This window comes from Streptomyces sp. SYP-A7185, assembly GCF_046103685.1.
Taxonomy (GTDB): domain Bacteria; phylum Actinomycetota; class Actinomycetes; order Streptomycetales; family Streptomycetaceae; genus Streptomyces.
Map to the genome: position 1 here is coordinate 3139533 of NZ_CP122310.1, position 21460 is coordinate 3160992.

The 21460-nt window shown below is 72.3% G+C and carries 19 protein-coding genes; 11 read left to right on the top strand and 8 right to left on the bottom strand.

Annotation, left to right across the window (positions count from 1 at the left end):
- Positions 1-103 precede the first annotated feature (103 nt).
- Together QBL25_RS13825 and QBL25_RS13830 are read right to left on the bottom strand one after the other, a co-directional pair.
- A complete protein-coding gene (locus QBL25_RS13825) occupies positions 104-1024 on the bottom strand; it encodes an alpha/beta fold hydrolase (protein WP_409057337.1) in 921 nt (306 codons plus the stop codon).
- 69 nt (positions 1025-1093) lie between these two features.
- Positions 1094-1399, bottom strand: a complete 306-nt coding sequence (locus tag QBL25_RS13830; protein WP_409057338.1) for a hypothetical protein — start codon at positions 1397-1399, stop codon at positions 1094-1096.
- A gap of 143 nt (positions 1400-1542) precedes the next feature.
- Between QBL25_RS13830 and QBL25_RS13835 the strand changes: the two genes are divergently transcribed.
- The 5 genes from QBL25_RS13835 (at position 1543) to QBL25_RS13855 (ending at position 5881) form a co-directional block, all read left to right on the top strand.
- On the top strand, positions 1543-1911 hold the full coding sequence (locus QBL25_RS13835; protein ID WP_409057339.1) for an arsenate reductase family protein: 369 nt from the start codon (positions 1543-1545) through the stop codon (positions 1909-1911).
- A gap of 213 nt (positions 1912-2124) precedes the next feature.
- Positions 2125-2595: a hypothetical protein gene (locus tag QBL25_RS13840; RefSeq protein WP_409057340.1), complete on the top strand. Its 471-nt coding sequence runs from the start codon at positions 2125-2127 to the stop codon at positions 2593-2595.
- A gap of 159 nt (positions 2596-2754) precedes the next feature.
- Positions 2755-3774, top strand: coding sequence for a glutamine synthetase (gene glnII, locus QBL25_RS13845; protein ID WP_409057341.1), 1020 nt, complete (start codon positions 2755-2757; stop codon positions 3772-3774).
- A gap of 424 nt (positions 3775-4198) precedes the next feature.
- The gene (locus QBL25_RS13850; RefSeq protein ID WP_409057342.1) at positions 4199-4801 is read left to right on the top strand and encodes a winged helix-turn-helix domain-containing protein; all 603 of its coding nucleotides are present in this window, start codon (positions 4199-4201) and stop codon (positions 4799-4801) included.
- A gap of 84 nt (positions 4802-4885) precedes the next feature.
- Positions 4886-5881: an NAD-dependent epimerase/dehydratase family protein gene (locus tag QBL25_RS13855; protein ID WP_409057343.1), complete on the top strand. Its 996-nt coding sequence runs from the start codon at positions 4886-4888 to the stop codon at positions 5879-5881.
- 70 nt (positions 5882-5951) lie between these two features.
- On the opposite strand, the gene QBL25_RS13860 is transcribed toward QBL25_RS13855, so the two are convergent.
- Positions 5952-8132 (bottom strand): MMPL family transporter, encoded by a 2181-nt coding sequence (locus QBL25_RS13860; protein WP_409057344.1) that lies wholly within the window; start codon positions 8130-8132, stop codon positions 5952-5954.
- Between the two features lie 243 nt (positions 8133-8375).
- Here QBL25_RS13860 and QBL25_RS13865 point away from each other — a divergent pair, with 243 nt between their 5' ends.
- The 3 genes from QBL25_RS13865 (at position 8376) to QBL25_RS13875 (ending at position 11883) form a co-directional block, all read left to right on the top strand.
- Positions 8376-9647, top strand: coding sequence for a sensor histidine kinase (locus QBL25_RS13865; protein ID WP_409057345.1), 1272 nt, complete (start codon positions 8376-8378; stop codon positions 9645-9647).
- On the top strand, positions 9632-10282 hold the full coding sequence (locus tag QBL25_RS13870) for a LuxR C-terminal-related transcriptional regulator (RefSeq protein WP_409057346.1): 651 nt from the start codon (positions 9632-9634) through the stop codon (positions 10280-10282). Before QBL25_RS13865 ends, QBL25_RS13870 begins: the two co-directional genes overlap by 16 nt.
- 86 nt (positions 10283-10368) lie before the next feature.
- On the top strand, positions 10369-11883 hold the full coding sequence (locus QBL25_RS13875; RefSeq protein WP_409057347.1) for a DUF1996 domain-containing protein: 1515 nt from the start codon (positions 10369-10371) through the stop codon (positions 11881-11883).
- Positions 11884-11936: 53 nt separating this feature from the next.
- Here QBL25_RS13875 and QBL25_RS13880 read toward each other — a convergent pair whose 3' ends face one another.
- Positions 11937-12365, bottom strand: a complete 429-nt coding sequence (locus tag QBL25_RS13880) for a hypothetical protein (protein WP_409057348.1) — start codon at positions 12363-12365, stop codon at positions 11937-11939.
- A gap of 177 nt (positions 12366-12542) precedes the next feature.
- Here QBL25_RS13880 and QBL25_RS13885 point away from each other — a divergent pair, with 177 nt between their 5' ends.
- Genes QBL25_RS13885 through QBL25_RS13895 form a run of 3 tightly spaced genes read left to right on the top strand, consistent with a single transcriptional unit; the run spans position 12543 to position 18141 of the window.
- The gene (locus QBL25_RS13885; protein ID WP_409057349.1) at positions 12543-15668 is read left to right on the top strand and encodes an alpha-N-acetylglucosaminidase; all 3126 of its coding nucleotides are present in this window, start codon (positions 12543-12545) and stop codon (positions 15666-15668) included.
- Between the two features lie 43 nt (positions 15669-15711).
- A complete protein-coding gene (locus tag QBL25_RS13890; RefSeq protein ID WP_409057350.1) occupies positions 15712-16203 on the top strand; it encodes a tetratricopeptide repeat protein in 492 nt (163 codons plus the stop codon).
- Between the two features lie 21 nt (positions 16204-16224).
- Entirely contained in the window at positions 16225-18141 is a 1917-nt protein-coding gene (locus QBL25_RS13895; RefSeq protein ID WP_409057351.1) for a hypothetical protein, read from the top strand.
- Between the two features lie 4 nt (positions 18142-18145).
- Here the strand turns inward: QBL25_RS13895 and QBL25_RS13900 are convergent, their stop codons facing one another.
- The 4 genes from QBL25_RS13900 to QBL25_RS13915 form a co-directional block, all read right to left on the bottom strand.
- Positions 18146-18664: a GNAT family N-acetyltransferase gene (locus QBL25_RS13900; RefSeq protein WP_409057352.1), complete on the bottom strand. Its 519-nt coding sequence runs from the start codon at positions 18662-18664 to the stop codon at positions 18146-18148.
- Positions 18661-19362: a TetR/AcrR family transcriptional regulator gene (locus tag QBL25_RS13905; protein WP_409057353.1), complete on the bottom strand. Its 702-nt coding sequence runs from the start codon at positions 19360-19362 to the stop codon at positions 18661-18663. The genes QBL25_RS13900 and QBL25_RS13905 overlap by 4 nt, the downstream gene beginning before the upstream one ends.
- Before the next feature lie 74 nt (positions 19363-19436).
- Positions 19437-20507: a PDR/VanB family oxidoreductase gene (locus QBL25_RS13910; protein WP_409057354.1), complete on the bottom strand. Its 1071-nt coding sequence runs from the start codon at positions 20505-20507 to the stop codon at positions 19437-19439.
- 1 nt (position 20508) lies between these two features.
- Positions 20509-21444 carry a metal-dependent hydrolase gene (locus tag QBL25_RS13915; protein WP_409057355.1) on the bottom strand — a complete coding sequence of 312 codons (936 nt, stop codon included), beginning with the start codon at positions 21442-21444 and terminating at the stop codon, positions 20509-20511.
- Positions 21445-21460: the final 16 nt, after the last annotated feature.

The following is a 21460-nucleotide window of genomic DNA, read 5'->3' on the forward strand; positions in this document are numbered from 1 at the left end:
CTCCCCGCGGCCGCCTTCCGTCACCAGAAGCCAATGCCGCCGCGGGCGCCCACGCATGCCGGGTACGCCGAACGGGTGAACCGTCTCCCCGTACGCCTGGACCTCAGCTTCCGCCGTCGACCGCCCATGCCGCCACCCTCTTGGCCAGCGCTCCGCCCGCCCGCGTCCACAGGAAGTGGTCGAGGCGGGCGCCCGCTTCCCGTACGGAGTACCGCGCGCGGGTGACGCGGGCCCCGGGGGCCTTGCCGACGAGGTGGTCGAGCGCGGCCTCGGGGGCCCAGGTGTCGCCCTCGACACAGACCGCGAGGACGGGCAGGGCGAGGGTGCGCAGGGCCGCCTCGTAGTCGTGCGGGGAGCCGGGGGAGGTGTAGCGGCCGGTGCGTCCCTGGCGGGCCCAGTCCCGCATGACACCCTTGGGCTGGTTGCCGCCGAAGCCCAGCTTGGTCCCGGGCCACCGGCCGAGCAGCGTCGAGGCGGCCGCGGTGAAGAGCTCGCCGATGAGCAGCAGGGGCCCGCGCAGCGGACCGTAAGCCCGGAACCAGACGGAGCCGGAGGCGACGAGGGCGACTCCGTCGACGCCCGGACCGATGCCCAACGCGGCGTGGATGAGCCCCAGTTGACCGCCCAGGCTGTGGCCGATGAGGTACAGCGGGACCTCCGGGCCCAGCTCGGCGCGGATCGCCCCGACGATCGCGACGAGATCCTCCTCCACGATCGTGCGGTAGCCGTGGTCGAGGGCCTCCGCGTCCGTGACGCGCGGGGTGCTCTCGCCCTGGCCCCTCAGGTCCACGGTCAGGGCGGTGAGGCCCTCCGCGTGCAGCTGGCGGGCGAACGCGCGGTAGTAGCGGGCGGGGGTGCCCATCGCGGGCAGGATCAGGGCGGCCGGCGCGGGCTGGGGCGAGGCCTCGCTCCCGCGCAGGCCGCGGACGGGGAACCGGGCACCGTCCGGGAGTTGGGCGGTCACGAGCAGCGGGAGCTCGGCCGCGGGCGACTGCTGGGTGGGGTCGGATTCCGGCTGCGTCATGCGGACAGCATGAACCACGCGTGCGGGCAGGGGCCTTGGGGCCCCCGACCGCACGCGCCGAGCGGCCCTTCAGCGGCTGTACCGCATGAGGGCGCGCACCATGTGACAGGTGATGTCCGACGGCGGATGGATTCCCACGTCCTCCGCCATGGTCCGGATCCTGGGGTTGCTCGCTTGGTTCGGGAGGTAGACGCCCGAGTCCAGCAGGGCTATCGCCAGGCGCATCGCCTTCAGGCGCCGGTTGTGCGTGATGTACCACTCGCGCGGCCGGCCGGCCGGGAGCGGTCGCTTCTCCGGTGGTGCGTACGTCGGGTCGATGAACACGGGCCGGGAAGCGTTGCGCTTCGACTTCGATGTGAGTGCGGCAGCGGGCACAGGCATCCTCCTGTCGCGGTCAGGAACCCCCGTCGGGAACCCTCGAACACTGCTTCAATTCTACTGCCGGGCACTGACAATCGCCGCTGGCCAGAAGGCCTTTGAGGCGGTGTGACGGGTGGGTCACGGGTAGCGTGTGCGGCATGGAGATCTGGATCAATCCCGCCTGTTCGAAGTGCCGCGGCGCCCTCTCGCTGCTCGACGCGGAGGGCGCCGACTACACCGTCCGCCGCTACCTCGACGACGTCCCCTCCGAGGACGAGATCCGTGCCGTCCTGGAGCGGCTGGGCCTGGAGCCGTGGGACATCACGCGCACCCAGGAGGACGCCGCCAAGGAGCTGAACCTGAAGGACCGCGAGGCCTGGCCGCGCGACGCCTCCGGACGTGACCGCTGGATCGCGGCGCTCGCCCGGCACCCCAAGCTCATCCAGCGGCCCATCATCACCGCCGACGACGGCACGGCGGTGGTGGGCCGCACGGAGGAGGCGGTACGGGACGCGCTCTCCCGGTAGCCGCACGACCGGCAGCCGCAGACCTCGGGCCGCACGCGGAGGGCCGCGCGCGATGCGGCAGCACGCGAGGCGGCGGCGCGCAGGACGCAGGGCCCGGGTGACGGCCGATCGATGAGCCGTATCGGGCAAACCGTTACATAGGCCTCCATACCGTTGGGCACTCCACCCGCCGCGGGCCGGACGAAGGATCCGGGAAACGGAAAGGAGTACACCGTGCGGAACGTGAAGTCCGGAGGCGTATACGGCACGATCCTCGCCAGCGCGCTGGTCGCCGCGCTCCACTCGGAGCAGCAGACGTACACGCCCTACTACGACGCGGCCTGGATCATGGTGACCGCGGGCACGGCCGCCCTCGCGCACGGCTACGCCCACCACATGTCCACGCACCGCCCCGGCACCGGCCTGCACCGATGGCGTCAGCTGCTCAGGGAACTCCTGGACGAGTGGCCGGTGATCGTCGCCTGCTGGCCGACCGTGACCCTGCTGATCCTCGCCGGCGCCTTCGGCTGGACCGAGGCACCCGTCACCTGCTCCGTGCTCCTCCTGAACGCGGCGCTCCTTCTGGCCTGGGGCACCTTCGCCGCGCTCCGGTCGGGCTACCGGCGGCGCTCGGCCCTCCTGCTGGGCCTGGCGGACGCGGCGATCGGACTGCTGATCGCGGCGGCCAACGCCGTCATCAAATGAGGCGCGGCGTGAACTGAGCCACATCCACCGCAGGTAACACGGGGTTCACATTCGAGCAATGGCCGGGAAATCGCGCGTTGGCAGGCTCCGCCCCATCACCACGGCACCGCAGCACCCGCACGTTCTGCGCCGTACCGAGCGTTTTAAGGATGGACCCCCGTGACCTTCAAGGCTGAGTACATCTGGATCGACGGCACCGAGCCGACCGCCAAGCTCCGTTCGAAGACGAAGATCATGGCGGACGGCGCCGAGCTCCCGAACTGGGGCTTCGACGGATCCAGCACGAACCAGGCCAAGGGTCACGCCTCCGACCGCGTGCTCAAGCCGGTCTTCACCTGCCCGGACCCGATCCGCGGCGGCGACGACGTACTCGTGCTGTGCGAGGTACTCAACACGGACATGACGCCGCACGAGTCCAACACGCGTGCCGCGCTCGTCGAGGTCGCGGAGCGGTTCGGCTCGCAGGAGCCCGTCTTCGGCATCGAGCAGGAGTACACCTTCTTCGAGGGCGACCGCCCGCTCGGCTTCCCGGTCGGCGGCTTCCCCGCCGCGCAGGGCGGCTACTACTGCGGTGTCGGCGCCGACGAGATCTTCGGCCGTGACATCGTCGAGGCCCACCTGGAGAACTGCCTCAAGGCGGGCCTCGGGATCTCCGGCATCAACGCCGAGGTCATGCCCGGCCAGTGGGAGTTCCAGGTCGGCCCGCTCGCGCCGCTTGAGGTCTCCGACCAGCTGTGGATCGCCCGCTGGCTGCTCTACCGCACCGCCGAGGACTTCAAGGTGTCGGCCACGCTCGACCCGAAGCCGGTGAAGGGCGACTGGAACGGCGCGGGCGCGCACACCAACTTCTCGACGAAGGCGATGCGCGAGGGCTACGACGCGATCATCACCGCCGCCGAGTCCCTCGGCGAGGGCTCCAAGCCGATGGACCACGTCAAGAACTACGGCGCGGGCATCGACGACCGCCTGACCGGTCTGCACGAGACCGCCCCGTGGAACGAGTACAGCTACGGCGTCTCCGACCGCGGCGCGTCGGTCCGCATCCCGTGGCAGGTCGAGGTGGAGCAGAAGGGCTACATCGAGGACCGCCGCCCGAACGCGAACGTCGACCCGTACGTCGTGACGCGGCTGATCGTCGACACCTGCTGCACCGCCCTGGAGAAGGCCGGCCAGGTCTGAGCCTCCCCTTCGGGGACTCCCTGTTCAGGAACATCCTGTTCAGGGACCTCCTGAAGTCGTACGTTCCCGAAGGGGGCGCCCGCCGGACCGGCCGGGCGCCCCCTTCGGCATGACCGCCCGGAGGGTCCGATTCACGCCAAGGGTTCGCCAAGGAGCCGTATCAGGGTGCGAGAGGGAACGACCGGCGCCCCTGCCATCTGCTTCAATGGGGTCATGGGCAGCTACGGGAACCTCGCGACGGGTCGTGACCACGACCTCGAGCCGTTCTGGCCTTCCCGTCAGCACCACGATTTCGACCGGGTGTGTTGCCGCGCGACGAACGCGCAGGCCCTCTAAAGCCGTTCACCCGGCCTTCGCCTGACGCGCACGACGTACGTACGTCCTCGACGACTGACGACTCCCTCGCGCGAAAGAGCTGACCTCCATGGCGAACTCCCGTACCTTCTCCGCGTCCGCGGCCTCCACCGCCTCCACCGCTACCGCGGCGCCGCTGACCAGCCCCGGCCGGGGGCGGCTGCGCGCCGTCGCCCCGGACGAGGTGGTGCAGATCACCGACTTCCTGCCGCCGGGCGCGACCTGGCTGCCCGCGCCCCAGCACACCCTGCCCACGCTGCCGGGCCAGCCGCCGATGATCGGCTACCTGGTGCTCGTGCCGGCCGGGCAGGAGCCGCACGCCGTCACCGGGCCCGAGCCGCTCCAGGCCGCCGGGCGGCAGGAGCAGCGGCCCGCTCCCGGCGGGCCCGTCCGGATCGACGCCGTGCAGCGCGCGGCGCAGGTCGACGGCAAGCAGCTGGACCTCACGTACCTGGAGTTCGAGCTGCTCGCGCATCTCGTCGCCCATCCCCACCGGGTGCACACGCGCGACCAGTTGGTGACCACGGTGTGGGGTTACGGACACGTGGGCGACGGGCGCACCGTCGACGTCCACATCGCGCGGCTGCGGCGCAAGCTGGGCGCCGAGCACCGCCAGGCGATCCAGACGGTGCGGCGCGTCGGCTACAAGTACGCGCCGCCCGCAACCCGCTGACCTGAGGGTTCCCGGGCGGGGCCGGGCTCTGCCGGTGGCAGAATCCGGTTCCGCCGGCGGTCCGCCGCGGGCAGAGTCGTCGGCATGAGACTTCTGATGCTGGGTGGAACGCAGTTCGTGGGCCGGGCCGTCACCGAGGCCGCGCTGGCGCGCGGCTGGGAGGTGACGGTCTTCCATCGCGGGAGCCACGAGGCGCCCGCCGGGGTGGAGTCGCTGCTCGGCGACCGTACGGCGGAGGGCGGCCTCGACGCGCTCGCCGCATCCGACAGTGCCTGGGACGTCGTCGTCGACACCTGGTCGGGGGCGCCGCGTGCGGTGCGCGAGGCGGCGCGGCTGCTCGCGGGGCGGGCGGGGCGGTACGTGTACGTGTCGAGCGTTTCCGTGTACCAGTGGCCGATAGCGGCGGGTTCCGACGAGGACCACGCTCTCGTCGGGGGCGATCCCGACGCGGACCAGGTGGCGTACGCCGAGGACAAGCGGGGCGGGGAGCTGGCGGTCGTCGCGGAGTTCGGGGCCGAGCGGTCGGTGCTGGCCCGCGCGGGGCTGATCCTCGGCCCGTACGAGAACATCGGGCGGCTGCCGTGGTGGCTGAACCGCGTCGCGCTGGGCGGGCCCGTACTGGCCCCGGGGCCGCGGGAGTTGGACCTCCAGTACATCGACGCGCGGGACCTCGCGGAGTGGGTCCTGGACGCAGCGTCCGCGGGGCTGCACGGCCCGTACAACGTCGTCTCGCCCCTCGCGCACACCACGACGGAGGAGTTCCTGGAGGCGTGCGTGGCCGTGGCCGGCGCCGAGGACGTGGAGCTGCGCTGGACCGATCCCTCGGTGATCGCCGAGCACGGCATCGAGCCGTGGACGCAGCTCCCTGTGTGGGCGCCGCCGGGGGAAATGCACGACAGCATGCACCGCACCTCGACCCACAAGGCGGCGGCAGCGGGGCTGCGGGCACGGCCGGTGGCGGAGACGGTCGCCGACACGTGGGCCTGGCTGCGGTCGATCGGCGGCCAGGCTCCCCAGCGGCCCGACCGCCCGGCCGTCGGCCTCTCCCCGGAGAAGGAAGCGAAGGCGCTGGGTCGGTGAACGGGGGCGGGCGGAAAGCCGCGGGACCGGCTCTCGCCGGCCCGCGGCCCGCCGTGTGTCCGTGGCGTCCCTACACCGTGGCCGACGGCACCGGCCGGGGTGCGGAAGGAGCCGGGGCCGGGTCCTCGCCGTGGGAGATCTTCGGCAGCCACGCAAGGCCGCGCGGAGTGCGCCAGTTGCGCTCCCCCAGCAGCGTCATCAGGGACGGCAGCAGCACCATCCGGACGACCGTCGCGTCCAGCAGGACCGCCACGCCAAGGCCCACGCCCATCTGCTGCATGTCCTGCATGGACAGCGTGCCGAAGACCGCGAAGACGGCCACCATGATCACGGCCGCGCCCGTCACCGCGCCCGCGGTCCGCGTGATGCCCTCGCGGATCGCCGAGCGGTTGTCCAGGCCCCGGCTCCGCGCCTCGCTGATCCGCGAGACCACGAACACGTGGTAGTCCATCGACAGGCCGAAGAGCACCACGAGGACGAACAGCGGCATCCAGTTCTCGATCGCCCCCACCTGCTCCGAGCCGATCAGCTCCGCGCCCCAGCCGTGCTGGAAGACTGCGGTCATCACCCCGTAGGCGGCGCCCACCGACAGCAGGTTCAGGCCGATGGACGTCACGGCGATCACCACCGAGCGGAAGCTGAAGAGCATCAGCAGGAACGTCACCGCCGCGATGAAGGCGAACACCGGCAGGATGCCCCTGCTGAGCTGGTCGCCGAAGTCCTCGGAGTCGGCGAGGTCGCCACCGACGTACGCCTGCGCCTCCAGGCCGTCGAAGGCCGCGGGGACCACGTCGTCCCGGAGCTCGCCGAGCGCCTCCTTGGACGCGGCGTCGCTGCCGTCACCGGGCAGCGGTACGTCGATCTCGGCCACGCCCGCGTCCTGGTGGACGGTGAGCTCGGCGCCCTTGCCGGCCTCCCGTACGACCTGGGCCAGCGCGTCCCGTACCTGCCGCGAGCCGATGTCGTCGGCCTTGACGACCACCTGGGCCGGTGCGGGGCCGCCGGGGAACTCCCGGGTGATCTCGCGGAACGACACCGACAGCGGGGCGTCCGAGCCGAACTGCTTCTCCAGGCCGAGCTGTTCGGTCTTCATCCCGAGCGCGGGCGCCGCCAGCGCGAGGAGCAGGACCGCCGAGGCGACGGCGAAGAACGCCGGCTTGGCGAGCACGGGCCGCAGCAGCTTGCCCGCGATGCCGCCACTGGCGTGCGCGCCCTTCGTGCCCTTGCGGTTCAGGAACGGGATGCGGCCGGCGTTGATCCGGTCGCCGAGCGCGGAGAGCAGCGCGGGAAGCACGGTCACCGAACCCAGCATCGCCACGCACACCACCAGGATCGTGGCGACGGCGAAGCCCTCGAAGAGCAGCAGACCGGACAGGAACATGCCCGCCATCGCGACCATCACCGTCAGACCGGAGACGAGGACGGCCCGCCCGCTGGTGGCCGCCGCGATGCGCAGCGCGGTCTCGGCGTCGTGTCCCGCCGCCCGCTCGTCCCGCTCGCGGCGCAGGTAGAACAGGCAGTAGTCGACGCCGACCGCCAGGCCCATCAGGAACATCACCGAGTACGTCGTCTCGAAGAGGTGCAGCTGGTGGCTGGCGAGGGAGAGCAGGCCGAAGGCCGCCACGCACGCGGTCAGGGCGAGCCCGACCGGGAGGAGCGCCGCGACCACGGCGCCGAAGGCGACCAGGAGGATGCCGAGCGCCAGCGGTACGGCGGTGAACTCGGCCCGGGTGAGGTCGTCGGCGAGCAGGTCGCCGAGGTGCTTCTCGGAGCTCGCGTCACCGAACTGGTAGACGGAGACACCGTCCCGTGCGCCCGCGTCCCCGGCCTTCTGCACGGCGTCGAGCACCGGCTGGACGCGGTCGGCCGCGTCGTCGGACGCACCCTTCATCTGGAAGCGGAGCAGCGCGTCCTTGCCGTCGGCGGAGGGCAGCGGCTCCTGCATCTTCCGCGTCTCGCCGGTCGCGGTCAGCGCCCGGGAGAGGTCGCTGGCCGCGCCGCGCCAGCCGCCCGCCTCCTTGGAGCTGACCATGACGAGCTCACCGGCGGGCTCTTCGACGCCCGCGTCCTTCAGGATCGCCGCGGCCCGGCCCGAGTCGCCGACCCCCATCTCGTCGTCGGACGCGGTGACCATGCCCGAGGCCCCGCCGATGGTCGTGGCCAGCACGACGAAGAGCAGCCAGCCGAGAATGGCCGTCTTGCGGTGGTGTGCGCTCCACACCCCGAGTCGTGCCGCGAGGTTTGGCCTCATGGCGTTTTCGCCCCCAGAAGTAAGAATCGGATAAGCCGGTTGATGACGGGGACAACGCTAGAAATCCGGGGGCCGCCCACCCAGCCGCCGAAGCCCCCACCTTCCGAAGCAGAGGGCGAGGTCAGAGGGTGTCGCCAGGTACACCCCCGGCTCGGGTGCCGGACCCAATGACCCGCGCCGTCCCCGGCGGCGAGAATGTGTGGGTGCCACAGGCGGAGTTCTGGAAGAGATGGGGATCAGACGATGACGAGGGTCCGTGAATGCGTGGTCGCGGGAGCCAGAGGGCTCTATCTCGCGGTCGCGACGCTCGCCGGTTCGATCACGCTCTTCGTGCTGTCGGTCCTCTCGATCGCCTTCATCCTGCTCGGCGTCGGCGTCTTCACGACGCCGCTGGTGCTGACCGCCGTCCGCAAGTGGGCCACCCTGCGCCGCGTCCAGGCCGGCGAGTGGTCGAACGTGCGCATCCCGGTGCCCTACCGGCCCTTCCCCGCCGACCTGCGCTCGGGCGTCACCGGGCAGGTGGAGCGCACCTCGCTGATGCTGAAGGACCCGGCGACCTGGCGGGACCTCCAGTGGCTGCTCGTCGACATGACCGCGGGCTGCGTCTCGGTGGTCTTCGCGCCCGCGCTGCCGCTCTACATGCTGTACGGCTACGTCCTCGCCCTCGGCGTCTGGGAGCCGATCTACGACGCGGGCGGCGGCGAGTGGTTCGGCTTCATCCACGTGACCTCGCAGGCCAGTGCCAACATGGCGGCCCTGCTCGGCACCGCGCTCGGCGTCACCGCTCTCTTCGTCAACCCCTCCATCGTGCGCGGCCACTTCCTGCTCGCCCGTACGCTGCTCGCGCCCACCACCTCCATGCGGGAGCGTGAGCTGGCCCAGCGCGTCGACCGGCTGACCGAGACCCGGCACGACGCCGTGGACTCCTCCGCGGCCGAGCTGCGGCGCATCGAGCGGGACCTGCACGACGGGGCACAGGCCCGCCTGGTCGCGATGGGCATGGACCTCGGCACCATCGAGGCGATGATCGAGAAGAACCCGGCCAAGGCCAAGGAGATGATCGCCAGGGCGCGGCAGAACTCCGGTGAGGCGCTGACCGAGCTGCGCGACCTGGTCCGCGGCATCCATCCGCCGGTGCTCGCCGAGCGCGGCCTCGGGGACGCGGTGAAGGCCCTGGCGCTGCGGCTGCCGGTGGAGACCGAGGTGGACGTGGAGCTGCCGGGCCGGGCCGACGAACCGGTGGAGTCGGCGGCGTACTTCGCGGTGAGCGAGGCCCTGACCAACACGATCAAGCACGCGGGGGCGGACCGCGTCTGGGTGGACATCCACCACACGGAGGGCATGCTGCGGATCGCGGTCACCGACGACGGCAAGGGCGGCGCGTCCGTCGGGGCGGGCTCCGGGCTGAGCGGGATCGAACGCCGACTCGGTACATTCGACGGCGTACTCGCCGTCAGCAGTCCCGCGGGCGGCCCGACCATGGTGACCATGGAGATTCCTTGCGAGTTGTCCTAGCCGAAGATCTCTTCCTGTTGCGTGACGGCCTGGTCCGGATGCTGGAGGCGTTCGACTTCGAGATCGCCGCCGCGGTCGAGACCGGGCCCGAACTCACCAAGGCCCTTGCCGAGTTGCAGCCGGACGTCGCCGTCGTCGACGTCCGGCTCCCGCCGTCCCACACGGACGAGGGACTCCAGTGCGCGCTCGCCGCGCGGCGGGCGCGGCCGGGTCTTCCTGTGCTCGTGCTCTCCCAGCACGTGGAGCAGCTGTACGCGCGCGAGCTGCTTGCCGACGGGACCGGCGGGGTCGGCTACCTCCTGAAGGACCGGGTCTTCGACGCCGAGCAGTTCATCGACGCCGTACGCCGGGTCGCGGCCGGTGGCACCGCGATGGACCCGCAGGTGATCCAGCAGCTGCTGTCCCGCCGGTCGGCGGACCGTCCGCTCGGCAAGCTGACGCCGCGCGAGCGCGAGGTGCTCGAACTGATGGCGCAGGGACGGTCGAACGCGGCGATCGCGGCGGAACTCGTGGTGACGGAACGGGCGATCGCCAAACACACGTCCAATATCTTCGGGAAACTGGACCTTTCGGTCTCGGACGACGACAACCGGCGCGTTCTCGCCGTACTCGCCTATCTGGATCAAGGGCGCTGAGCGGATCACCGGAGAGCGGCGGGGAGATTGCCGGGGAATTCCGCGCGTGATTGAACGGAGCCGACTCCTGTTGCGTACGTAGTCCCATGGGACGCACACCACGACGCACATCACGGAAACGATCAAAACTCGCCGGGCGCGCGATCGCCGCCTCGGCGGCTCTCATCCTGGGCGGCGGCGGAATGGTCGCGGTGAATGTGTACGCGAACGCCGGGGAAGGCCCCGACGCGCCGTCCGCCACCACCCGCGCCGGTGAGCAGGGCGGCGGCCCGGGGGTGGGGATGGCCACCATCAGCTGCCCGGACGTGGGCACCCGGCTCTCGGACGTGCCGGACGGCGCCCGCGAGGACGTGGACCGACGGCTCGCGGAGCTGGACACCCAGATCACCGCCGCGTACGAGAAGTTCGCCGACGCGCGGAACACCGAGCAGGCGCGGGCCGTGCTGAAGCCGCTGGAGGAGAAGCGGCGGCCGACCATCGAAGGCATCGGCTCGTCGATCGACCGGGCCGGCGGACAGCCGCCCCGGGGGATCGGCGGCATGGCGCCGTGCACCATGCGGGCCGACGACGCGGCGGGGCAGCAGCCCCCGCAGCAGGGGGACGGCGAACAGCAGCCCCCGCAGGACGGCGGCGAACAGCCCCCCGGTGACGGGGACGACCAGCAGCAGCCGCCCGGCGACGGCGCCGAGCAGCCGCCGGACCAGCAGAACGGCAACGGACCCGAGGCCGGCGATTTCGTCGACATCGAATCCGTCCAGCCCAACGTCAACCGCCCCGGCAAACAGCGCGGCGCCTCGCGCGGCACCTTCACCACGAAATGCGGCACGAACGAGAACGGAAAGTTCAACCCGGACAACGTGATCGCGGCGCCCGGCGTGAGCAATGGCGCTCACCACATGCACGATTACATCGGCAATCAGGCCACGGACGCTTTCTCCAGTGACGACGATCTTGCGAACGGCGACACCACCTGCCGGAACCAGGGCGACAAGTCCACGTACTACTGGCCGGTCCTGAGGCTCCAGAACGGAGAGGACGAGAACGACGCCGACGCGGACGGCGGCGGCAAGGACCAGAACGTCGGCCAGATCCAGACCCCGACCTCGGTCACGCTGAAGTTCGCCGGGAACCCGACGAGCAAGGTCGTCGCGATGCCGCGCTTCCTGCGCATCATCACCGGTGACGCGAAGTCGCTGACCAACGGCGACGCGAACGCCAACGCCTCCTGGAGCTGCACCGGCTTCGAGAACCGCCAGCTCAAGGACAAGTACCCGATCTGCCCCGAGGGCAGCCAGGTCGTCCGGACGTTCAACTTCCAGAGCTGCTGGGACGGCCAGAACACCGACAGCGCCAACCACCGGACGCACGTGGCCTTCGCCGACGCCGCCAGCGGCGCCTGCCCGCAGGGGTTCAAGGCCATTCCGCAGCTGGTGCAGCGGATCGTGTACGACGTGCCGCCGGGCCCCGGATTCGCCGTCGACTCGTTCCCCGAGCAGCTGCACAAGCCGATCACCGACCACGGCGACTTCATCAACGTCTTCGACGAGAGGCTGATGAAGCGCATGGCCAAGTGCATCAACAGTGGTCAGCGCTGCAAATGAGCCGCGCCGGCTGAGCCGGCGCGCAGGCTGACCACCCCCCTACCGCTGCGCGGTCAGCTCGTGTGGTGACCGGAGTGGCCCGAATGCCCCGGGCCTCCGTCCTCGTGATCCCCACCACCGCTACTCCCCGAGTGGTGCGAGGACTTCTCCACGGTCCCCCCGAGCAGGCCGCGCAGCCGCATGACCGTCTTCTCCTCGCCGACCGCGATCCACTTCTTGCCGACGAGGTACGTGCCGCCGTAATCGGTGGCCTCGTCGAACCATTCGGCCTGGCCACGGGCATTTGTAAAGGTTACTAGGACGTAGCGGCGGGCACCTTTGTCACAGGTGGCCTGCCGCAGTTCGGCCGCGTCCGTCTGGATGTCGGGCTCGCATCGCGCCTTGGCCGCCAGCTGCTCCAGGCTGCCGCTCGCCGTGTCAGGCGGCGCGTCGTCGCCGTCGGAGCCGCATGCCGCCAACACGACCAGCAGTCCCACACCCATGCCCGTCCGCATGCGCCTTCGCATGCCCCTGCTCGCGCCCGCAAGCCGCTTTCGCGCTGCCTTCATCGTCCCACCAGCCTCTCCGGGCGAGGTGAACTCGCCATCTCCGTATGCACCGTTGAGCGCCGGACGCGCCACGGATACCGTGCGCCGCACCATCCGACCCAGGGGGTACACATGACCGATCCGTCCCGACGCTCCGTGCTCGGCACCGCCGGGGCCATCGGCCTCGGTGTCGCCGTCGGCGGGGTGGCTGTTCCGTCCCACGCCGCCGAGGGGCCCGTCCAGGGCCCCGCCTCCGCCCTGGATACGGATTCCGCGCGCTCAGCACTCAACAGACTCCTGCCGCATCACGCGGAACAGTTCCGTCTCAGACTCGTCCCCGCCGCACGCGGCACGGACCGCTTCCGGGTTGCGGGCACCACGGGGCGCATCGAGGTGTCCGGCACGACACCGGCCGTGCTGCTCACCGGGGTCCACTGGTATCTGAAGTACGAGTGCGGGGCCCATGTCACGTGGAACGGCGACCAGTTGGACCTGCCGCGACGGCTGCCCGCCCCCGCGCGCCCGCTGGAGCGGTCCACCGCGCTCCCCCACCGGTTCGCCCTGAACGACACGAACGACGGGTACACCGCGCCGTACGCCGACTGGGCGTACTGGGAGCGGATGATCGACATCCTGGCCCTGCACGGCTGCAACGAGGTCCTGGTGATCGCGGGGGCCGAGGCCGTCTACCACCGGGTGCTCAAGGACTTCGGCCACAGCGACGCGGAGGCCCGCGCCTGGCTGCCCGCGCCCTCGCACCAGGCGTGGTGGCTGCTCCAGAACCTGTCGGGGTACGGCGGCCCGCTCTCGCCCGCCGTCATCGCGGACCGGGCCGCGCTGGGGCGCAAGATCGTGGACCGGCTGCGCTCGCTGGGCATGGCGCCGGTGCTCCCCGGCTACTACGGGCACGTCCCCGACGGCTTCGTGGCCCGCAACGGCGGGGACGCGCGGGTGGTGCCGCAGGGCACCTGGCACGGGTTCAAGCGCCCCGACTGGCTCGATCCCCGTACGGCGTCCTTCGCGAAGGTCGCCGCTTCCTTCTACCGGCACCAGGAGCAGCTCTTCGGGGCCGCCGACCACTTCAAGATGGACCTGCTGCACGAGGGCGGCACCGCGGGGGACGTCCCGGTGCCGGACGCGGCGCGCGGCGTGGAGGCGGCGCTGCGCACGGCCCGCCCCGGCGCGACCTGGGTGATCCTGGGCTGGGAGGCCAACCCGCTGCCCGCGCTGCTCGACGCGATCGACCGGCGGCGGATGCTGATCGTGGACGGCGTCTCCGACCGGTTCACGAGCGTCACCGACCGCGAGAAGGACTGGGGCGGCACGCCGTACGCGTTCGGGACCATCCCGAACTTCGGGGGCCGCACGACGATCGGCGCCCGCGCCCACATCTGGAACGACAAGTTCTTCGCCTGGCGCGACAAGCGCGGCAGCGCGCTGGTGGGCACGGCGTTCATGCCGGAGGCCACGGACCGGGACCCGGCCGCCTTCGAGCTCTTCTCCGAACTGGCCTGGTCGAAGGAGAAGCTGGACCTGAAGTCCTGGTTCGCCGGGTACGCGGGCTTCCGCTACGGCGGCCGGGACGCCGGCGCGCTGCGGGCCTGGCGGGCGCTGCACGACACCGCCTACCGGCACACCGCCGTCGAGCGCAGCGACCCGCACGACTCGCTGTTCGCGGCCCGCCCCGACCTGGCGGCGAACCGCGCCGCCGAGTACGCGCCGCGTGCGCTGACCTACGACCCCGGCCGGTTCGACGCGGCGTTCACGGGCCTGCTCGGCGTACGGGGAGCGCTGCGGGGCAGTGCGGCCTACCGGTACGACCTGGTGGACGTGGCCCGGCAGGCGCTCGCGCACCGGAGCCGGCAGCTGCTGCCGCAGCTGCGCAGCGCGTACCGGCGCAAGGACGCGGACACCTTCCGCGCGCTGTCGACGCTGTGGCTGCGGCTGATGCGGCTCTCGGACGAGCTGACGGGGACCAACCAGGCGTTCCTGCTGGGACCTTGGGTCGAGGCGGCGCGGCGGATGGGGACGACTCCGGCCGAGCGGGCGGAGTTCGAGCGGACCGCCAAGGTCCTGATCACCGTGTGGGGCGACCGGGCGACGTCCGAGGGCGGAAAGCTGCACGAGTACGGGAACCGGGAGTGGAACGGCCTGATGGCCGACTTCTACGTGCCCCGCTGGCAGAAGTGGCTCGACGAGCTGGCCGACGCGCTGGCCGCGGGGCGCGATCCGCGGGCGGTGGACTGGTTCGCCGTGGAGGAGCCGTGGACCCGGGAGCGCAAGGACTATCCCCTGCGGGGCGTCGGCGACCCGTACCGCACCGCCGCACGGGTACGGGACGTCCTGGCCCGGGCGCCCTACCAGGGGTCCCTGGAGGTCGTCGCCGATCCGCCGTCGCTGCCGCCCGGCGGGCACGCGCGGGTCGAGGCGGTCTTCCGCAACGTCAACGGCCTGCGGGCCACGGGCCGCGTCGGCTTCCGGCTGACCGGGGTCGACGCGGAGCCCTCCGGGCCGGTGTCGCTGCCGAGGGTGGCGCCCGCGGGCACGGGGAAGGTGGCGTGGCGGGTGAGTGCGCCGGACACGCCCCTCGACCGGCCGTTGCGGCCGCTTCCGTACGAGATCGCGGTGCGGTACGGCCCCGCGGGCGAGCGGCGGGTGGAGGCCGTGCACGAGGGGGTGCTGTTCGAGGCGGGCCCGGTGGGGCCGGGCTGGCGCCGCTACTCCAACAACGCGGCGGTCTTCGGTGAACTGGACGGCCGGTACGCGATCGACGGGGCCGGTGCGGACCTGTGGAAGGGGACGACGGAGTTCGGCGCGCTGTACCGGGAGGGGGCGCTGCGCGACGGCGTCTCGGTGACGGTCCGGGTCGACGCCCAGGCGGTCACCGGCCCCTGGGCCAGGGCGGGCCTGATCGTCCGGAACGCCATGGAGGTGCCGGGCTCCCCCGGCATCCTCGACCTGGCGGTCACGCCCGCGAACGGGGTGGTCCTGTCCTACGACACCACGGGCGACGGAACCCTGGACACGTACAAGCGCATCACGGGGATCAAGGCGCCGGTGCTGCTGCGGCTCACGCGCTCGGGCGCGGCGGTGACGGGCGCCTGCTCGACCGACGCCGGCGCCAGTTGGCGCGAGGTGGCGAGCGTGACGGTGCCGGGGGCCGCGGGCGCGCAGGACGCGGGGCTGTTCATGAGCGCGACGAACGGAGGTGACGGGTCCCGGGGAACGGTGGAGTTCAGCGGCTGGGAGGTCCGCTGAGCGCTCCCCGCGGGGCCGAGGGGCGGCGTGCGAAAGTATGGCCATGGATATTGCGTGGGAGAAGCGCGTGGCCGCCGCGTGGGCCGACGTCGAGCAGTACGACGACCGGGGCGCCGAGTTCCGGCAGATCATCGACGCCCTGGTCGAGGAGTTGCCCGAGGGCAGCCCCGTCGCCCCCTTCGAACGGGCCTGCGCCTTCGACTCCACCGGCCACTCGGACCGTGCCGTACCGCTGTACAGGGAGGCCCTGGAGAAGGGCCTCGACGGCTACCGCCGGCGCCGCACCGCCATCCAACTGGCCAGCTCCCTGCGGAACATCGGCCGGGCGGAGGAAGGCGTCACCCTCCTGGAAGCCGAACTCGAACGCCCCGAGGACGAGTTGACCGATGCCGTGCGCGCCACCCTCGCGCTCTGCCTCGCCAGTCTCGGCCGTGAACGCGAAGGCCTCGCCCTGGTCCTCGAGGCCCTCGCCGCCCACCTGCCGCGCTACCAGCGGTCAATGGGCAACTACGCCCGAGCGCTCACGGAGAGGTGACCATCCGACGATTCGCTCGTTTTGCTGAACGTGTCGTCGAATGTGAAGTCCCCCTCCCCGCCCCAGGATCTCTCCGGTGTCGTCGACGTCGAGCAGGCCGAGGCCGCCCTCGTCGAGCACTACCCCCGCCTGGTGCGGCTCGCCTATCTGGTGCTGCCGCCCAGCCTCGGGCGCAACCGGCGGGTGCTCACCGCCCACGCCCTGACCCAGCGGGCGCTGCCCCGCACCAGCAGGTCGGGTGATGCCGAGGTCATCCCGGAGCAGCGGTCGGGGGACGGACGCAACGGCGACCCCGGGTACGCCTACGTACGGCTGCGCGTCGTGTGCACGGCGCTGGACGCGGGGCTCCCGCTGCGGCGCATGGCCTGGCCCAAGCGCGCGCAGCTGCCGCCGCTGCTCCCGCAGGTCTGGGGGCTGCGGCTCTTCCCCCGGTCGGGAGGCGCCGACGAACTGGCCCTGGACCAGCGGCTCTCGGCGCTCTCCGGCCCCGCCCGGGCCGCGTACGTCCTGAAGGGACTGGAGCGCCTCCCCGACGCCGACGTCCGCAAGGTGCTCGCCGCCGCCGGGGTCGACGACCCCGCGGGGGCGCTCGCGCAGGCCGACGGGGTGGACGCGGCCTACGAACTGCTGAGGTCCCCGGAGTTCGACCCTTGCTCGCTCCAGGCGCGGCCCACCGATCTGATGCGCCGCAGGCAGCACATGAAGGCCGCGGGCGTCGCGCTCGCCGCCGCCCTGGTCTGCGGGGCGCTGCTCGGCCTGCCGGGCGACGGCTGGGGCCCCGACGGCGCCGCCGCGCCCGCGTACGCGCAGAACCCCGCGGGCCAGGCCGCCCTGGACCCGGGGCAGTTGACGAAGGTCGCGGCCACCACGTGGAAGCGCTCCGCCCGCGCGGACTTCTCCGTGTGGCCCGCCAGGGGTGCGCTCGTCGACGACGACGCCCTGCTGCGGCGTGCCCTGGCCGTGTGGGCGCGCCCCGGCGAGTCCGTGCAGGTCTCGGCCACGCCCGGCACGGCGGCCGGCGCCCCGCCCGGACCTGCGCACCTGCTCTTCGCCGGTGAGGTCGACGCGGCCAGAGTCGTGCTCCTGTACGACGGACTGCGCATCGTGCGGTACGCCGAGCCCAAGGACGGCACCAGCGGGGCCGCGCTCGACTTCGCGCGGGTGGACGGCGCGACGAGCGCCGAGGCGGGCGCCGTCGTGGTGAACCGCGTGGACGGCAACGTCCGGTACCTGACCGCGCCCTGGGTGGGCGCAGTCGCCGTACGCGATCTGCTGAAGCCGGACGGCGGCGCGCAGGCCCTGGAGCGGGACGGCGAGGGTGTCACGCAGCCCTTCTCCAGCCCGGCGCAGGCCCGCTCGTGCACCTCCTGGAACGCCCTCCAGCTGCGGGACGACACGGGCGTGAACCGGCTCTCCACCGACCTCGGCGAACTCGTCCCCGCGCATCTCACCGCGGGCCGCCCGCAGGCCCCGCGCGAGGCCACGGCCGCGAACTGGTCGTCCACCGCCTGCTCGCTCACCGACGCGCGCTCGAACGGCGTGCGCTCGGTGAACTCCTGGCAGTACGCGCGCCAGGCGCTGCCCGAGGCGAACGGCTCCGCGGCCTGGCTCTGCACCAGGGCCGACACCTGGCGGGGCGACGGCGGCCGGGCGCTCGCGCAGTTCCAGGCGGCGGGCTCGGCCGCGGTGGCGGCGAAGGCGGAGGACTCCGCGGCGTGCGGGGCGCGGAAGCCGACGGTGCTCGCGGGAGTGCGGTGGAAGTCGCGCGGCGGGAACTGGTACCTGCTCGGCGGCGGCAGCAGGGACGTCGTGTCGGTCAAGACGGCCGGCCGCCCCCAGACCCCCGGCAACACCGTGGCCGCGCCCCTGGAGCGGGGCGCCCGCGCCGGACTCACAGGGCGGCTCGCGGACGGCACGAAGGTGTCGACCCTGCGGTGAGGCGTCAGGCGTCGGACGGGACCTGGCCGCGCAGATCCTTCTCCAGGAGCAGCACGCCGTACGTGCTCCCGTCCGCCGCCACCTTCCCCGGCAGCTCCCCCACGACCTCGTACCCCGCCGCCTCGTAGTACTCCCGCAGGCGGCAGTTGGTCGACACGCAGTCCAGGCGGCAGCGCTCCCGGCCCGCCCCGGCGATCCGCCGTTCGGCGCGGGCCAGCATCGCGCGGCCCGTGCCCGCCGGGGCGCCGCGCCGAGTCATCAGCCGGTGCACATAGCCCGCGACGGGCGGCTGTTCGCCCCAGGCGGGCTCGTCGGCCCACCAGACCTCGTAGGCGCCCGCGAGCATCTCGCCGTCGTAGGCGAGCCATACCTCGTCCGAGGCGATCCGCCCGCGGAAGTGCTCCGCGCCCTTCTCGCCCGGCTTCCACTGGTCGATCCCCCGGGCGCGCATCCAGTGCGCGGCGCCGTCGTAGAGGGCCACGAGGGTGGGGATGTCCCTCTCGTCGGCCAGCCGGTGGGTCACTCCTGCTCCTGCGGCACGAGGCCGATCAGCCGGGTGATCAGCTCGGCGAAGGGCCCGTCCGGCGGCTCCTCGGCCAGCACGCGGCGCAGGATCGCGGCCATCTCCTCGTCGTACGCGGCGCTCACGGCCAGGAGCGCGGCGAAGTCGTGCACCAGTTGCAGCTCCAGCTCGGCGCGCGGGATGCGGCGGCCGTCGAGCCAGATGAGTGCCGTGGACTCGGCGAGGGAGATCCAGGAGCGGATCACGAGTTCGAGCCTGGCGGACGGGTCCGTGACGCCCAGGTGCGCGAGGATCTGGACGTACGCCGCCTGCCGCACCGAGTCGATCATCGCGTTGGTGGTGGACGAGCCGACGGCCGGGCCGCCGCGCATCAGCGCGGAGAAGCCGGGGCCGTGGCCGTCCACGAAGTCCAGGAAGCGGCCCATCACGCGCAGCAGCCGGGCCCCGAGCGGGCCTTCCTTCGGCTCCACGAAGCGGTCGGCGAGATCGTCGGCGGCCCGCTGCAACGCCGCCTCGTACAGGCTGAGTTTGCCCGGGAAGTAGTGGTAGACCAGCGGGCGCGAGATGCCCGCGGCCGCCGCTATCTCGTCGATGGACACGTCGTCGGGCGAGCGGTGGCTGAACAGGTCGAGCGCGACCCCGATCAGCTGCTGCCGTCGCTCCTCGACGCCCATTCTGCGGCGCACCCCGGTAGTCATGCGAACACCTTACCGAGCAGATCCGGCCGTCCAAGGGGGCGGTGCGCACCAACTGTTCACATGAGTCACACGGGTCACATGTCCAGGACGATCCGGTCGCCGCTCGCCCTCGACACACAGATGAGCATCGAGTCGGTGCGCTCGGCGTCCGTGAGCAGCTCGTCCCGGTGGTCGATCTCTCCTTCCAGGACGCGCTGTTGGCAGGTCCCGCAGAATCCTTGTTCGCAGGAGTACGCGGTGTCGGGCAGCTCCGCGCGCACCGCGGACAGGACGGTGGTGTCGGCGGCCACGGTGACCGTGCGCCCGCTGCGGCGCAGCTCGACCTCGAAGGTGCCGTTGCCCTCCGTGGAGGTGTGCGGCGTGAAGCGCTCCAGGTGCAGCTCGGCGCCTTGTGGCAGGGCCGCCGCCACGGCCTCCATCAGGCCCTCGGGTCCGCAGACGTGCACCGCGGCCGAGGGTCCGGGGCCGGCGAGGAAGGCGGCGAGGTCCGGGCGGCCGCCCTCGTCGTCGGCGACGACCGTGAGCCGGTCCTCCGCCGCCCCGGCCAGTTTCCGCAGCTCCTCCAGGAACGGCATCGAGGCCCGGGTGCGGCCCCCGTACAGCAGCCGCCACGGGCGGCCCGCGGCCTCGACCTCGCGCAGCATGGGGAGGATCGGGGTGATGCCGATGCCGCCCGCCACGAAGACGTAGGCCTCGGCGTCGGCCAGCGGGAAGCGGTTGCGCGGGCCGCGCACCTCGACCTCCGTGCCCTCGTGCAGCTGCTCGTGCACCTCGCGCGAACCGCCGCGGCCGCCCAGCTCCGCGTCGATGAGGCGGGTGGCGACGGTGTACGAGGAGGTGTCGTCGGGGTCCCCGCACAGCGAGTACTGGCGGACGAGGCCCGAGGGGAGCACCAGGTCGAGATGGGCGCCCGGCTTCCAGGCGGGCAACCGGTCGCCCGCAAGGCGCAGCAGCACGACTCCGTCGGCGATCGTCTCGTGCCGGGTGACCAGGAGGCGCAGCGCACGGGAGCGCGGCCGGCCGGAGACCGGCTCCTCCAGGGCGGGCAGCGGCCACAGCGGGGAGGCGTCGATGCGGCGCCGCATGGCCCGCTTGGCGAGCACGGCGGCGCCCGTGACGAACAGGACGGTGCGGATGCGGGGCATGTCAGCGCGCTCCCTCGGACGTCGTGGCCGTCGTGGCCGTCGCGGCCTCGGCCGCGGTGGCCGCGGGGGACGAGGCGAGATAGGCGACGGCCTGGGCGGTGCTGCCCTCGTGGGAGGGGTGGTAGGCGCGGCTCAGATAGCGGGGGATGGAGCGGATCATGTCCGGCGTCGTGGGCAGCGTGCCCTGCTTGCCGCCCCGGTAGAAGTCCTTGAAGGAGGCCTTGCCGCCGACGAGCGTCGGGTCGTTCTCCATGAAGAAGCGCGCGCCGCGCTGCCAGAGGAAGACCAGGGCGGTGAAGGCCGTGGCCCAGGTGCGGGCGCGGCGGCGGTAGCTGCCGTCGACGTGCATGAACAGCTCGAAGGCGACGGAGCGGTGCTCGACCTCCTCCGCGCCGTGCCAGCGCAGCAGGTCCAGCATGGTCGGGTCGGCTCCCCTGCGGTCCAGCTCGTCGGCGTTCAGGACCCAGTTGCCCAGGAAGGCGGTGTAGTGCTCGATGGCCGCGATCATCGCGACGCGTTCCATCAGCCACCACGTGCGGGCCTTGCCGGGCGGCAGCGTCCGGTCGCCGAGCATCTTCTCGAAGAGCCAGTCGACCTGGGCGGTGTAGGGCGTGGGGTCGAGGCCCTGCTCCTTGAGGTGCGGCAGGACCTCGTCGTGGGCCTGGGCGTGCATGGCCTCCTGGCCGATGAACCCGATCACGTCCTCGCGGAGCCGGTCGTCGCGGATGTACGGCAGGACCTGCTTGTACACGTGGACGAACCAGCGTTCGCCTGCCGGGAGCAGCAGGTGCAGCACGTTGATGGTGTGCGTGGCGAAGGGGTCGCCCGGCACCCAGTGCAGTGGGGTGTCCTCCCAGGAGAAGGAGACTTTGCGCGCCTTGAGCGGTATGTGCTCGGAGGCGACGGGCCGCGGCTCCCGGCTCTGCGTATTAGACATGGCGTCAATGTACTGA